This is a genomic window from Metallococcus carri, assembly GCF_011440275.1.
GTDB lineage: Bacteria > Actinomycetota > Actinomycetes > Actinomycetales > Dermatophilaceae > Metallococcus > Metallococcus carri.
This window is the reverse complement of record NZ_JAAOIV010000003.1, coordinates 256,013-269,658: the sequence shown is the minus strand read 5'-3', so window position 1 is coordinate 269,658 and position 13,646 is coordinate 256,013. Positions and strand designations below refer to the sequence as shown.

Genomic DNA, 13,646 nt, shown 5'->3' with positions numbered 1-13,646 from the left:
GAGGGTGGGGAGCGCGGGGAATGCGGGGTGCCGTTAGCACGTTTTGCCCTCTGACGCGACTTTGTGCCGGTGTTCACAAGCGCCTACAGTGCCGGGGGTCAAGCACCCGGTGCGTCGAGTCGTTTGGTATAGGCCCCGCACCGCACGCCGAAGGAGTTCGAGCGCCCGTGTCCACTGCGCCCGCACCGCGGCGGGAGATCCCCGACGCGACCGTGGCCCGGCTACCGGTCTACCTGCGGGTGTTGCGCACTCTTCTTGCGGACGGCGTCGATGTGGTGTCTTCCGAAGAGCTCGCCGAGGCGGCGGGCGTGCGCTCCGCGGGTCTGCGCCGTGACCTGTCCTATCTCGGGTCGTATGGCGTGCGCGGTGTCGGTTACGACGTGGCGCGGCTGGCCGATGAGATCGCTCGCGAGCTCGGCCTCACCCAGGACCGGTTCGTCGCGATCGTCGGGATGGGCAACCTGGGCCACGCCCTGGCGGCCTACAGCGGCTTCGCCACCCGAGGGTTCGAGGTGCGCTGGCTGGTCGACAACGACCCCGCCATCGTCGGCACCCAGATCGCCGAGCGGTGCGTGGTCGCGCTGGAGGAGCTCACCCGGCAAGACCCCGACGGTCTCATTGTGGTCATCGCCACACCGCCGGCCCAAGCCCAGGATGTGGCCGATGCCGTCGTGGCGATGGGTGTTCGGTCCATCCTGAACTTCGCCCCGTGCGTGCTGACCGTCCCCGACGGTGTCGAGGTGCGCAAGGTGGACCTGGCGACCGAGCTGCAGATCCTGGCCTTTCACGAGCAGCGCGGCCGCGACGACCTGCGGGAGGTGAACCCATGAGCCTGATCGCCCTCGGCCTGTCCCATCGCAGCGCGCCGGTGGAGCTGCTCGAGCGCGCGTCGCTGACGCCCGAGCGCAGCGAGCTGATCGATCGTCAGCTGCGTGCGGCGGAGCATCTGCACGAGTGGATGGTGGTGTCCACCTGCAACCGGGTCGAGATCTACGGCGATGTCGCGACCTTCCACGGCTCGGTCGTGCAGATCACCGATGCCCTCGCCCAGGCGACCGGTCTCAGCGTCGACGAATTGCGCGACTCGCTTTATGTGCACTTCGAGGACCGCGCGGTCGCGCATCTGTTCTCGGTCGCCGCAGGCTTGGACTCCCTCGCCGTCGGTGAGGCACAGATCCTCGGTCAGCTGCGGACCGCGCTGCGGCTCAGCCGCGAGCACGGCCACATCGGCCCGGTGCTGGAAACCGTTGCGCAGCAAGCACTTCGGGTCGGCAAGCGGGTGCACGCCGAGACCGAGATCGACACCATCAGCCGCTCCCTCGTGCACCGCGGACTCGACGTCGCTGCCGCCGAACTCGGTGACCTGAGCCGGGTGCGTGCCGCGGTCGTGGGCGCCGGTGCGATGAGCGCCCTCGCCGCGCACACCCTGACCCGCGCCGGCATCGGCAGTCTGACGATCGTCAATCGCACGCGGGCCAACGCCGAGCGCCTGGCCGAGGCGACCGGCGCTGCCGTGCGCGACTGGGCCGAGCTCGACCTGGTGCTCAGCGAGGCACAGCTGGTGGTCACCTGCACCGGGGCGGTGGGCCATGTGCTGAGCGCCGACCAGGTGATCGCAGCGCACGGCCAGGCCCGGCAGGTCTATGTCGACCTCGCGCTGCCCCGCGACATCGAACCGGGTGCCGACGGCGTGCCCGGCGTGAGCATCGTGTCGCTCGAGCGCTTGCAGCAACTCGATGCGGGTGCGGGCGCCGAGCGCCTGGCCGGCGTCGAGGACCTGGTCACCGGTGAGGTCGCCGAATTCCTCGCCTCCCGCCGGGCCGCGACCGTCGGGCCGACGGTGGCCGCGCTGCGGGCGTATGCCGCCGACGTGGTCGCCGCCGAGCTCTCCCGCCTGGACGGGCGCACCACCTTGTCCGAGAGCGACCGGGCCCAGGTGCAGCTGGCCGTCCACCGCGTCGTGGAGAAGCTGCTGCACACCCCGACCGTGCGGATGAAGGAACTGGCGAGCGGCGACCAGGACTACGCCGCGCTCGTGCGCACCCTCTTCGACCTCGACCCGCACAGTTCGCGGGTCTCCCAGATCCCTCCGGGGGTGAGCGGCGTATGACGATCCTGCGCCTCGGCACTCGCCGGTCCGCCCTCGCCACCACCCAGTCGGGTTGGGTGGCCGATCGGCTCCGCGCGGCCGGCCACCAGGTCGAGCTGGTGGAGATCACCACCCACGGCGACGTGAGCACCGCACCGCTGGCGACGATCGGTGGCACCGGCGTCTTCGCCGCGGCCATCCGCCAGGCGCTGCTCGACGGCGAGGTGGACCTCGCCGTGCACTCGCTGAAGGACCTGCCGGTCGCACCGCACCCCGGCCTGGAGATCGCCGCGATCCCGGTGCGTGAGGACGTGCGCGACGCGCTCGTCGCCCGGGACGGGCTGACCCTCGGCGAACTTCCCGCGGACGCGGTCGTTGGCACCGGCTCGCCGCGCCGGGTCGCCGCGCTCAACGCGCTCGGCCTCGGGCTGCGGGTGCAGGACCTGCGCGGCAATGTCGACACCCGATTGCGCCGGGTCGCCGAGGGTGACCTCGACGCGGTGATCCTCGCCTGCGCCGGGCTGCGCCGCCTCGGTCTGCAGGAGCGCATCACCGAAGCGATCGACCCGCTGCAGATGCTGCCCGCACCGGGCCAGGGCGCCCTCGCCCTCGAGATCCGCAGCGACGACGATCAGGCGCGCGCGGCCGTCATACCGCTGGACGATCCGGACACCCGCGCGGCCGTGACCGCCGAACGCGCGCTGCTCGCCGGCCTCGGAGCCGGCTGCTCGGCGCCGGTCGGAGCGCTCGCGGAGATCGTGGAGGAGATGGACGGCTCGCTGCACGTCTCCCTGCGCGGCTTCGTCGGCGCGATCGACGGCAGCCTGGACCTGCGCCGGTCGGTGACCGGCCCCATCGAGCGCGCCGAGGACCTCGGCCACGAGCTCGCCCGCACCCTGCTCGAGGACGGCGCCCGCGCGGTGATCCCGCGCTCGGAAGAGCCCGAGCGACCAGCCGGAGCCAGCAGACCTGGCGGCCCCCAGAACACCTCGTCATCTGTCCACAACGACCTGGAGCAGAACCTGTGAGCACCACCACCAAGATCCCGGCCAGCATCGCCTTCATCGGGTCCGGCCCCGGCGACCCCGGGCTGTTGACCCTGCGCGCCGCCGAGCTGCTGGGTCGCGCCGATGTCGTCGTCACCGACACGGTCGCCCGCGAGGACTTCCTCGCCGCGCACGTGCGCGAGGACGTCGAGATCGTCGACGCCAGCCACGGCGACACCGGGGCGCCCCTCACGGTCGCCTCGCGCGCCAAGCTGATCGTCCGCACCGCCAAGGCGGCGGCCCGCGCCGACCGCGGCACCCTCGTCGTGCGCCTCATGGACGGCGACCCGGCGACCTTCAACGGCCTCGCCGAGGAGGCGCTCGCCTGTCACAAGGCCGGCTTCTCGTTCGAGATCGTGCCGGGCGTCAGTGCCGTCTCGGCCGTCCCGGCGTATGCCGGAGTTCCGTTGACCCAGAACGGTTCTCGCGCCATCCACGTGCTCAGTGCGGGTGACAGCAAGATCGACTGGTCGCGCTCGGCCGATGACGCGACCACGGTCGTGCTGCTCGGCGCGCTCGACTGCCTGCGTGACGGGCTGACCAAGCTGGCCGCCGCCGGCCGGTCGGAGGAGACCCAGGTCGCCCTCACCGTCTCCGGCACGACGATCCACCAGTCGACCATCACCTTCACCCTCGCCGAGGTGGCCAAGGCGACCAAGGCCATCGCCACCGACCGCCCGGTGGTGGCTGTCGTCGGCGCGCCCGTCGCCCTGCGCGAGCAGTTGTCGTGGTGGGAGCGCAAGCCGCTCTTCGGCTGGAACGTCCTGGTGCCGCGCACCAAGGACCAGGCCGGCTCGATGGTGCACCGCCTGGCCGACTTCGGTGCGACCAGCGATGTCGTGCCGACCATCTCGGTCGAGCCGCCGCGCACCCCGCAGCAGATGGAGCGGGCGATCAAGGGCCTGGTGACCGGTCGCTACGAGTGGATCGGTTTCACCTCCGCCAATGCCGTGCGCGCCGTGCGCGAGAAGTTCGTCGAATACGGCCTGGACGCTCGTGCCTTCGCGGGGCTGAAGATCGCCGCCGTCGGCGGGGTGACGGCCGAGTCGCTGCGCGAGTGGGGCCTCGAGCCCGACCTCGTGCCGAGCGGTGAGCAGTCCGCCAAGGGTCTGCTCGAGGAATGGCCGGAGTTCGATGAGGTCCTCGACCCGATCAACCGGGTCTTCCTGCCGCGCGCCGATATCGCCACCGACACCCTCGTCGCCGGCCTGCAGGAGATGGGCTGGGAGGTCGACGACGTGACGGCATACCGCACGGTGCGGGCCGCCCCGCCGGCGCCCGAGGTGCGCGAGGCGATCAAGACCGGCAAATTCGACGCGGTCTGCTTCACCTCCTCCTCGACCGTGCGCAACCTGGTCGGTATTGCTGGCAAGCCGCACGCGACGACCGTGGTCGCCTGCATCGGTCCGGCGACCGCCAAGACCGCCGAGGAGCACGGCCTGCGCGTCGACGTGATGGCGAGCGAGCCGACCGCCGAGGCGCTGGTCGAGGCGCTCGCCGACTACGGCCGCTCGCTCGCGCTCGCCGCCGAAGAGGCCGGTGAGCCGCTGCGCCGCCCGAGCGAGAAGAAGGCCACCTCGCGCCGCAAGGCGAAGGCCTGACCCGGATGTCCCTGCGTCCTGGCGCTCCGCGGCCGCGACGACTGCGGCAGAACCCTGCCGTGCGCCGCCTGGTCGCGCAGACCCGGCTGCACCCGGCGGACCTGGTGCTGCCGATGTTCGTCAAGGAGGGGCTCGCCGAGCCCGCTGCGATCGGCTCGATGCCCGGCGTCGTCCAGCACACCATGGACTCGCTCGTGGTCGCCGCGACCGAAGCCGTCGAGGCCGGCGTCGGGGGCCTGATGCTCTTCGGCGTGCCCGACAAGCGTGACGAAATCGGTTCTGGCGCAACGGATCCGGACGGCATCCTCAATGTCGCGCTGCGCCGGTTGCGCTCCAAGCTCGGCAACGACACGGTGCTGATCGGCGACCTGTGCCTGGACGAGTTCACCTCGCACGGCCACTGCGGCGTGCTCGCCGCGGACGGCTCGGTCGACAACGACGCGACCCTGCGGCGGTATGACGAGATGGCCCTCGCGCAGGCCGAGGCGGGCGCGCACATGATCGGCATGTCCGGGATGATGGACGGCCAGGTCGGCTCGGCGCGGGTCGCGCTCGATGAGGCCGGGCACCTCGACACGATGATCCTGGCGTATGCCGCCAAATACGCCTCGGCGGCCTTCGGGCCGTTCCGGGAGGCCGTGGACTCGGCGCTGCAGGGTGACCGCGCGACCTACCAACAGGACCCGGCCAATGCGACCGAATCGCTGCGCGAGGTTCTGCTGGACCTCGCGGAGGGCGCGGACATCGTGATGGTCAAGCCGGCGTTGCCCTATCTCGACATCATCGCCCGGGTCGCGCCCGAGGTGGACGTGCCGCTGGCGGCCTACCAGGTGAGCGGCGAGCTGGCGATGATCGAGGCGGCCGCCGCCAACGGCTGGATCGACCGCGACCGGATGATCCGCGAGACGCTCACCTCGATCCGGCGCGCCGGCGCGCAGATCATCGCGACCTACTACGCAACGCAGATCGCCCGCACCCTTCGCTAGAAGGGGCGGGCGATCGGGCGGGGATTGCTCAGGCCTTGACGAGCTCGATGTCGAGCAGGATCTTGACCTTGTCGCCGACGACGGCGCCGCCGCCCTCGAGCGGCATGTCGATGGTGACGCCGAAGTCCTTGCGGTTGATCTCGGTGCTGGCCTCGAAGCCCGCACGGGTGCCGCCCCACGGGTCGGAGCCGACGCCACCGAAGTCGAGGTCGAAGCTCACCGGACGGGTGATGCCCTTGATGGTGAGGTCGCCGACGAGGGTGTCGGCGGTCACCTGGGTGGCCTTGAAGGTCATCGTCGGGAACTTGTCGATCTCGAAGAAGTCGTTGGTGCGCAGGTGGTTGTCGCGGTCGGCGACACCGGTGTTGACCGACGCCATCTGCACCACGGCGTCGACCGTGGTGTCGGCGAGCTGCTCACCGGTGTTGACGGTGACGGTGAAGTCCTCGAACTTGCCGCGGACCTTGCTGACCATCAGGTGCCGGACGGTGAAGGCGATCTCGCTGTGCGCCGGGTCGGCGTTCCAGGTGCCAGCGGTCAGGCCGGGAAGGACGGAGGTCAGGGTCTGTTCGGTCATCGAAGCTCCTTGGGAAGCGGTAGTGATGTCAATTGACACCATGGCATAAGATGGTTGAATGTTCAAATATTCCGGGCGCGGCGTATCCTTGCCGGTCATGACAGGGGAGACGCCATGGCTGACTGACGCGCAGCAGATCGCTTGGCGCAACTATCTGCGCGGAGCACGCGCGCTCGAAGTCCGCCTCGACGCCGAGCTGCAGGCTCGGTCGGGCATGTCGCTCGCCGAATACGAACTGCTGTCGATGCTGTCCGAGGCGCCGAGCCGGCGGATGCGCATGAGCGCGCTCGCCGACATGGTCATCCAGTCCCGCAGCCGGGTCACCCACACCGCCAACCGGTTGCAAGAGCGTGACTGGGTGCGGCGGCAACCGTGCGCCAACGACGGCCGCGGGGTCGAGCTCGTGCTCACCGCCGCCGGTCTCGCCGCGGTGAAAGACGCCTCCGATGTGCACGTGCGCGGCGTCCAGGAGCACCTGATCGGCCAGCTGAGCGCCGAGGAGTTCGCCACCGTCGGCAACGCGATGGCGAAGGTCCGCGCGGGCCTCACCTGAGCGCGGCCCCGGCATACGGCCTTGCGACAATCGAGGGTATGACGGACCGCACCACCCAGCCCACCGCACGTTCGACCGCGCTGCTTGAGCGCGCCCGGACGGTGATCCCCGGAGGGGTCAACTCACCGGTGCGCGCGTTCCGCGCGGTCGGGGGCACACCGCGGTTCATGGCGTCGGCCACCGGACCGTGGCTGACCGACGTCGACGGCAATCGGTATGTCGACCTGATCTGCTCGTGGGGGCCGATGATCCTCGGGCATGCCCACCCGCAGGTCGAGGCCGCGGTGCGGGAGGCGGCCGGCCGGGGTTTCTCCTTCGGCACCCCGAGTGAGAACGAGGTCGCGCTCGCCGAGGAGATCGTCGCCCGCGTCGAGCCGGTGGAGCAGGTGCGGCTGGTGAGCTCGGGGACCGAGGCGACGATGTCGGCGCTGCGGCTGGCGCGCGGCGCGACCCGGCGCAACAAGGTGGTGAAATTCGCCGGCTGCTATCACGGGCATGTCGACGCCCTGCTGGCTCAGGCGGGCTCGGGGGTGGCGACCTTCGCGCTGCCGGACTCCGCGGGCGTGCCCGAGTCCAACGCACACGACACGATCGTGTTGCCCTACAACGATATTGCCGCCCTGGAGACCGCGTTCGCCGAGCACGGCGCCGAGATCGCTTGCGTCATCACCGAGGCCAGCCCCGGCAATATGGGTGTGGTCCCGCCGCAGCCCGGCTTCACCGCCGCGATCCGCCGGCTGACCCGTGAGCACGGCGCGCTGATGATCAGCGACGAGGTCATGACCGGCTTCCGCTGCAGCCGCGCCGGGTGGTTCGGCCTGGAGGGGGAGCAGGACGGCGCGCCCGATCTGTTCACCTTCGGCAAGGTGATGGGCGGCGGTTTCCCGGCGGCGGCCTTCGGCGGTCGCGCCGACCTGATGCGGTTGCTCGCGCCGGAAGGCCCGGTCTACCAGGCCGGCACCCTGTCCGGGAACCCGATCGCCACCGCCGCCGGCCTGGCCACGCTGCAGGGCTGCACCGACGAGGTCTACGCCCGCCTCGACACCGTCGCCCACGCGATCGCCGGCGGTGTAAGCGAGACCTTCACCGCGGCCGGCATACCTCATGTCATCCAGTGGGCCGGCTCGATGTTCTCGGTCTTCTTCCGCGACCAGCCGGTGCGGTCGTATGCCGACGCCCAAGCCCAGGACACCGCGGCCTTCGGGCGCTTCTTCCACGCGATGCTCGAGCAGGGCGTGCACCTGCCGCCGAGCGCGTTCGAGGCGTGGTTCGTGAGCGCCGCGCACGACGACCAAGCGGTCGAGCAGGTGCTGCGGGCGCTGCCGGCAGCGGCTCGGGCGGTCACAGCTTCGGATGCGACACTCGGCGCATGATCCGGGCGCAACAGACCGTCGTCCACCTGGTGCGGCATGGCGAGGTCGACAATCCCCGGCGCGTTCTCTACGGCCGGATGCCGGGCTTTCGGCTGTCCGCGCTCGGCCGCCAGATGGCCGCGCGCCTGGCCGACCACCTGCGCGGCAACGACATCACCCATCTGGTGTCCTCGCCGATGGAGCGCGCCCAGGAGACGATCGAGCCGCTCGCCGAGGCGCTGCACCTGCCGGTGACGCTCGACGAGCGGGTCATCGAGGCGGGCAATGACTTCGAGGGGCTGACCGTCGGCGCCGACCCCAAGCAGTTGCTGCGGCCGCGGATGTGGCCCAAGCTGATCAACCCGCTCACGCCCTCGTGGGGTGAGCCGTATGCCGAGATCGCCGCCCGGATGGGGGACGCCGTCGCCGACGCGCGGGCTGCCGCGAGCGGCCACCAGGCGGTCATCGTCAGTCACCAGTTGCCGATCTGGACCCTGCGGCAGGACCTGGAGGGCAAGCGCCTCTGGCACGACCCGCGCCGGCGGGAGTGCGCGCTGGTCTCGATCACCTCGCTGGTTTACGACGGCGACCGACTGGTCGCGGTGCAGTATGCCGAGCCGGCGGCGGACCTGCTGCCGATGGCCACCAAGGTGCCGGGCGCATGAGGCGCACCCGGATTGTCGCCACCGTCCTGGCGGCCGGCGTCGGACTCGGCGCGGTCGCCGGCTGCTCCAGCGACCCCAACTCGGTGGCGGCTCAGGCCGCCAAGGGCGACGACAAGGGCTATATCGCCGGCGATGGCACGATCGCGCAGGTGCCGCCGGACCAGCGCGGCGCTCCGGTGCAGGTCAGCGGCACACTGCTGGACGGCCGGCCTTGGTCGCTTGAGGAGGCCAAGGGCAAGGTCGTGGTGCTGAACGTGTGGGGTTCGTGGTGCGCCCCGTGCCAGACCGAGATCCCGCAGTTGCAGGCCGCTTGGGCGGGCTGGCAGCGGGCCAAGGCCCCGGTCCTGCTGATGGGCCTGGACCAAAAGGAAGGCCCGGAGTCGGGCAAAGCGCTGCTGAAGGCCAAGAAGGCGACCTATCCCTCCCTCGCCGACGACGGGGGAGCGGCGCTGCTCGGCCTGCAGGGCAAGGTCTCCAGCTATCCGACCACCCTCGTGCTCGACCGCCAGCGCCGCATCGCAGCCCGGGTGTCCGGACCGGTCACCACCGCCACCATCACCGCCCTGGTCGACGACGTGCTCAAGGGCAAATAAGTGTTGTCCTCTCCCGCATCGATCGTCATGCACGGCAGCCTTCCGCTGGCCGTGGCGCTCGCGCTCGCCGCCGGGGTGGTGTCCTTCGCCTCGCCGTGCGTGCTGCCGCTGGTGCCGGGGTTCCTGGGCTATGTCACCGGCCTCACCGATGAGCGTCGCCGCACCCGATTGGTCTGGGGCGCAACGCTTTTCGTGCTGGGGTTCAGTCTGGTGCTGGTGGGCTTCGCGGCCGCTTGGGGGTGGCTGACCACGGTGGCCTACGGCCACCGCGACCTGATGACCCGGCTCAGCGGGGTGCTGGTGATCCTGCTCGCCCTGGTGTTCCTCGGTTTCATCGGCCAGCGCGGCATCCCGGTGCGGTGGCGGCCGAAGGCGGGCCTGGTCGGTGCGCCCTTGCTCGGTGTGGCTTTCGGTCTGGGTATGACGCCGTGCATCGGCCCGGTCTACGGGGCGATCTTGAACTTGCTCAACCCGATCGGTGGCGAGGGCGGGGTGAGCCGCGGGATGACGCTGGCGGTCGCCTACAGCCTCGGCCTCGGGGTGCCGTTCGTCCTGATCGCAGCCGGCTGGTCGCGGGCCGAACGCGCCTCGCGATGGCTGCGCGAGCGGCACCGCGTCATACAACTGGTCGGCGGTGGCCTGATGCTCGCGGTGGGGGTCTTGATGGTCGCCGGCGTGTGGACCCACCTGGTGGCCTGGGTGCAGACCCAACTGGTCGGCTCCGGCGGATTCGAGACGGTGATCTAGTGACCTCGACCAAGGACGACACCAAGGCCGTGGTCACCCAGCCCAAGCTCGGCGTGCTCGGCGGGTTGCGGTGGTTCTGGCGCCAGCTGACCTCGATGCGCACCGCGCTCTTCTTGCTGCTGATGCTGTCGGTGGCCGCGGTGCCGGGCTCGATCTTCCCGCAGCGCGGCATCAGTGCCCAGCGGGTGACGACTTATCTCGACCAGCACAAGACCGCCGGCCCGATCCTGGACAAGATCGGTCTGTTCGATGTCTACACCACGCCCTGGTTCGCGGCGATCTACCTGCTGCTGGTGGTGTCGCTGCTCGGCTGCGTGATCCCCCGAATTCGCTTGCAGGCCAAGACTCTTCGCGCTCCCGTGCCGAAGGTCCCGCGGCGGTTGTCCCGGCTGGCCGGCCATGTCGAGCGGGAGGTGGCCGCCCCGCCACAGGAGGTGCTGGCTGCGGCGCGCGCGGCGTTGTCGCGGCGGCGCTACCGGCTGCGCGAGGACGCCGTCGCCGAGGGTGCACCACTCGAGCTCGCTGCCGAGGGCGGCCGGATGCGCGAGACCGGCAACCTGCTGTTCCACCTGTGCCTGATCATCGTGATCATCGCGCTCGCCCTGGGCCGCCTGCTCGGCTGGCGGGGTGACGTGATCGTGCCGGTGGGCTCGTCCTTCTCCTCGGTGGGTGCGCGCTATGACACCCTGCAGCCCGGCGCCTGGGTCGACACGGCGAAATTCGAGCCGTGGTCGATGAAGGTCAACAACCTCGACGTCGAGTTCGAGGACCAGGTCGACCCCAGCTCGGCCCAGTGGGGGCAGCCGCGGCATTTCACCGCCTCGGTGACCACCAGCCTGCCCGGCCAGGCACCGCGGCAGCGCACCCTCGGCGTCAACTCACCGCTGGCGATCGGGGGCGCCTCGGTCTTCCTGCTCGGCAATGGCTACGCGCCCCGGGTCACGGTTCGCGACGCCAAGGGCACTGTGCTGTATGACGAAGCCACGCCCTTCCTGCCCCAGGACAACACCTATCGCTCGGTCGGGGCGATCAAGGTGCCGGCGGCGTCACCGAAGCAGCTCGGCTTCTTCGGCTTCTTCCTGCCGACGGCCGCGTTCAGCAAGACCCAGGGCCCGGTCTCGATCTTCCCCGACACCCGCGCCCCGGCGCTGGTGCTCGGGCTCTACGAGGGCACGCTGTTCCCGGGCGGGCGACCCCAGTCGGTCTACACCCTCGACACCGCGTCGATGTCCCAGGTCAAGGATACCAAGGGGCAGCCGCTGCGGATCCTGCTGCGGCAGGGCCAGACCTACCAGTTGCCAGGCGGGCGGGGCTCGATCAGTTTCGACAACGCCCCGCGCTGGGCCGGGCTGTCGATCCGCTCCGACCCCGGCAAGATGCCCGCGCTCGCAGGCGCCCTGTTGGGGCTGCTCGGCCTGGTCATGTCGATGTCCTTGCGCCGGCGCCGGATCTTCCTGCGCGTGACGCCTGAGGGTGCCGGCTCCCGGCTGCAGATCGGCGGGCTGGCCAAGGGCGACGACCCGCGGCTGCAGGTCGCGCTCGAGCAGCTGGCGGACACCATCGGCGCGCGCGCCGCACCCCCACGTACCCTGGATCCAGCGTCCGAGCGAAAGAAGTGACCTCCATGACCACTCTGGCCGCGGCCGACGCCGCGAACCCGAGCCTGTCGATGACCTCCGGCCACCTGCTGTGGTCCTCGGCGGCCGTGCTCGCCCTGGCGATGCTGGCTTTCTGCGTCGACCTCGCCGGTGGCCCGGGCCGGGAGGCGCGCGCCGCCGCCCGGCGCGAGCAGGCGGCCACCGCTGTCGCTGCCGACGGTGGCGACACCGCCGTCCTCACCCAGGTCGAGGCTCCGGCCGAGGTCCCGGAGAAGCGGCAGTGGGCCGGCATCGGGATGTCGCTGGCCTGGCTTGGCACCTTCCTGCTGCTCGGTGCGGTGCTCACCCGCGGCCTGTCGGTGATGCGCCCGCCGCTGGGCAATATGTACGAATTCGCGCTCGCCGGCTCCTCCTTCGCGATGGTCTGCTACCTGCTGTGGTCGCTGCGGCGCGACGTGCGCTGGCTCGGCGCCTTCGTCACCGGCGCGGTGGTGCTCGTGCAGATGGCCGCGGCCCTGATCTTCTACACCGCCGCCTCCCAGCTGATGCCCTCGCTGCAAAGCCCGTGGCTGTCGATCCACGTCACCGTGGCCACCTTGTCGGTCGGCCTGTTCATCCTGGCCGCCGCGGTGCACCTGCTGTATTTCCTGCAGGCCAAGCGCGAGGACGGTGGCCTGCGCCGCTTCGGCTTCCTGCGCTCGGTGCCGGACGCGGCCACGCTCGACCGGACGGCATACGGCGTCTTGATCGTCGCCTTCCCGCTGTGGACCTTCACCTTGATCGCGGGGGCGATCTGGGCGGACAAGGCCTGGGGTCGTTACTGGGGCTGGGACCCCAAGGAGGTCTGGACCCTGGTGATCTGGGTGCTGTATGCCGCCTACCTGCACGCCCGGATGACCGCGGGCTGGTCGGGCCGCAAGGCAGCGTGGGTCGCGATGGCCGGCTTCGCCTGCGTGCTGATCAACTACGGCATCGTCAACGTGTACTTCGTCGGTCAGCACTCGTATTCGGGGATGTGAGGCGTGCGCTACACGCTGCTGCGCATCCTGCTGTTCTTCGGGGTGCTCATCGTGTGCTGGTTCCTCGGGCTGCGCGGCTGGCCGCTGCTGCTGATCGCCGCGGTGGCCTCCTCGATCGTGTCGCTGGTGGCCTTGCGCGGGCCCCGTGAGCAGTTCGCCGCGCAGATCGAGCAACGGGTGGCGGACAAGCGGCTCAAGGCCGACCAGCACCGCACCCTCGAGGACGAGGACGAATAGCGCTTAGCGCGGAGCAACCTGCTGGGCGTAGCCGCGGACCTGCTCGACGACCTGCTCGGCCGGGGCCGGCAGCCGCAAGGGCGGCACGGTGAGGTCGTAACCGCCGGACATATCGCGGGTCCACCGCATCACGGCCGGCACCCACACCGCCGGGTCGCCCTTGGCCGGCGGGCACCCGAGCATCCGGCCGGCCTTCGCGGCGCGCCGCATGCCTTTCAGGCCGGATTCGGACAGCGAGGCCGTCCACTGGTCCAGGTCGCCGATGCGCACCCCGAGGCCCGGCATGGGCCGCGGGCCACCGGGGATCATCGCGACACCGATGGACTCCACGTTGTGCCAGGGCAGCGGGTCGGTGCCGACGATCTGCAGCGCCGTCGGCGTGCCCCGGACGACCGTGCGGTCTCTGAGTTGCTTGTAGGCCGCGAACGAGCCGAGGACACCGAAAAACAGGATCCCGAGGATGCCGAATGGCGCGTACTCGCTGAAGAGCGTCACGACCGAGGCGAGCGTCATCACCACCACGAGGACGATGAACAGCACGACCTTGCGGGCCGGGGTGCGCAGGACCAGGTCGGGCATGGTG

Annotated in this window: 15 protein-coding genes; 13 read left to right on the top strand and 2 right to left on the bottom strand. The window is 70.7% G+C overall.

Annotated features, from left to right (window positions below):
* Positions 1-167 precede the first annotated feature (167 nt).
* The 5 genes from G9U51_RS05935 to hemB are packed head-to-tail and all read left to right on the top strand — an operon-like array spanning position 168 to position 5,722.
* A complete protein-coding gene (locus G9U51_RS05935; protein ID WP_328823341.1) occupies positions 168-830 on the top strand; it encodes a redox-sensing transcriptional repressor Rex in 663 nt (220 codons plus the stop codon).
* Positions 827-2,110, top strand: a complete 1,284-nt coding sequence (locus G9U51_RS05930) for a glutamyl-tRNA reductase (protein WP_166194625.1) — start codon at positions 827-829, stop codon at positions 2,108-2,110. The genes G9U51_RS05935 and G9U51_RS05930 overlap by 4 nt, the downstream gene beginning before the upstream one ends.
* Positions 2,107-3,117 (top strand): hydroxymethylbilane synthase, encoded by a 1,011-nt coding sequence (hemC, locus tag G9U51_RS05925; protein WP_166194622.1) that lies wholly within the window; start codon positions 2,107-2,109, stop codon positions 3,115-3,117. Before G9U51_RS05930 ends, hemC begins: the two co-directional genes overlap by 4 nt.
* Positions 3,114-4,736: a bifunctional uroporphyrinogen-III C-methyltransferase/uroporphyrinogen-III synthase gene (locus tag G9U51_RS05920; RefSeq protein ID WP_166194619.1), complete on the top strand. Its 1,623-nt coding sequence runs from the start codon at positions 3,114-3,116 to the stop codon at positions 4,734-4,736. The genes hemC and G9U51_RS05920 overlap by 4 nt, the downstream gene beginning before the upstream one ends.
* A 5-nt stretch (positions 4,737-4,741) precedes the next feature.
* The gene (hemB, locus tag G9U51_RS05915; RefSeq protein WP_166194616.1) at positions 4,742-5,722 is read left to right on the top strand and encodes a porphobilinogen synthase; all 981 of its coding nucleotides are present in this window, start codon (positions 4,742-4,744) and stop codon (positions 5,720-5,722) included.
* A 28-nt stretch (positions 5,723-5,750) separates the two neighbouring features.
* Here the strand turns inward: hemB and G9U51_RS05910 are convergent, their stop codons facing one another.
* Positions 5,751-6,299 carry a YceI family protein gene (locus G9U51_RS05910; protein WP_166194613.1) on the bottom strand — a complete coding sequence of 183 codons (549 nt, stop codon included), beginning with the start codon at positions 6,297-6,299 and terminating at the stop codon, positions 5,751-5,753.
* A 97-nt stretch (positions 6,300-6,396) separates the two neighbouring features.
* Here G9U51_RS05910 and G9U51_RS05905 point away from each other — a divergent pair, with 97 nt between their 5' ends.
* From G9U51_RS05905 to G9U51_RS05870, 8 genes are read left to right on the top strand one after another with little or no spacing between them, the layout of a single operon-like run.
* Complete coding sequence (locus G9U51_RS05905; RefSeq protein WP_166194610.1) at positions 6,397-6,852, top strand: MarR family winged helix-turn-helix transcriptional regulator; 456 nt, start codon at positions 6,397-6,399, stop codon at positions 6,850-6,852.
* A gap of 38 nt (positions 6,853-6,890) precedes the next feature.
* Positions 6,891-8,225: a glutamate-1-semialdehyde 2,1-aminomutase gene (gene hemL, locus G9U51_RS05900; RefSeq protein WP_166194607.1), complete on the top strand. Its 1,335-nt coding sequence runs from the start codon at positions 6,891-6,893 to the stop codon at positions 8,223-8,225.
* Entirely contained in the window at positions 8,222-8,869 is a 648-nt protein-coding gene (locus tag G9U51_RS05895) for a histidine phosphatase family protein (protein WP_166194605.1), read from the top strand. Before hemL ends, G9U51_RS05895 begins: the two co-directional genes overlap by 4 nt.
* Positions 8,866-9,462, top strand: a complete 597-nt coding sequence (locus G9U51_RS05890) for a TlpA family protein disulfide reductase (protein ID WP_166194602.1) — start codon at positions 8,866-8,868, stop codon at positions 9,460-9,462. The genes G9U51_RS05895 and G9U51_RS05890 overlap by 4 nt, the downstream gene beginning before the upstream one ends.
* On the top strand, positions 9,463-10,209 hold the full coding sequence (locus G9U51_RS05885) for a cytochrome c biogenesis CcdA family protein (RefSeq protein WP_328823340.1): 747 nt from the start codon (positions 9,463-9,465) through the stop codon (positions 10,207-10,209).
* On the top strand, positions 10,209-11,828 hold the full coding sequence (gene resB / locus G9U51_RS05880) for a cytochrome c biogenesis protein ResB (protein WP_328823339.1): 1,620 nt from the start codon (positions 10,209-10,211) through the stop codon (positions 11,826-11,828). The genes G9U51_RS05885 and resB overlap by 1 nt, the downstream gene beginning before the upstream one ends.
* Positions 11,829-11,833: 5 nt before the next feature.
* The gene (gene ccsB / locus G9U51_RS05875) at positions 11,834-12,826 is read left to right on the top strand and encodes a c-type cytochrome biogenesis protein CcsB (protein WP_166194599.1); all 993 of its coding nucleotides are present in this window, start codon (positions 11,834-11,836) and stop codon (positions 12,824-12,826) included.
* Between the two features lie 3 nt (positions 12,827-12,829).
* On the top strand, positions 12,830-13,063 hold the full coding sequence (locus G9U51_RS05870; RefSeq protein WP_166194597.1) for a DUF4229 domain-containing protein: 234 nt from the start codon (positions 12,830-12,832) through the stop codon (positions 13,061-13,063).
* Between the two features lie 3 nt (positions 13,064-13,066).
* On the opposite strand, the gene G9U51_RS05865 is transcribed toward G9U51_RS05870, so the two are convergent.
* Complete coding sequence (locus G9U51_RS05865) at positions 13,067-13,642, bottom strand: hypothetical protein (RefSeq protein ID WP_166194594.1); 576 nt, start codon at positions 13,640-13,642, stop codon at positions 13,067-13,069.
* Between the last annotated feature and the right edge of the window lie 4 nt (positions 13,643-13,646).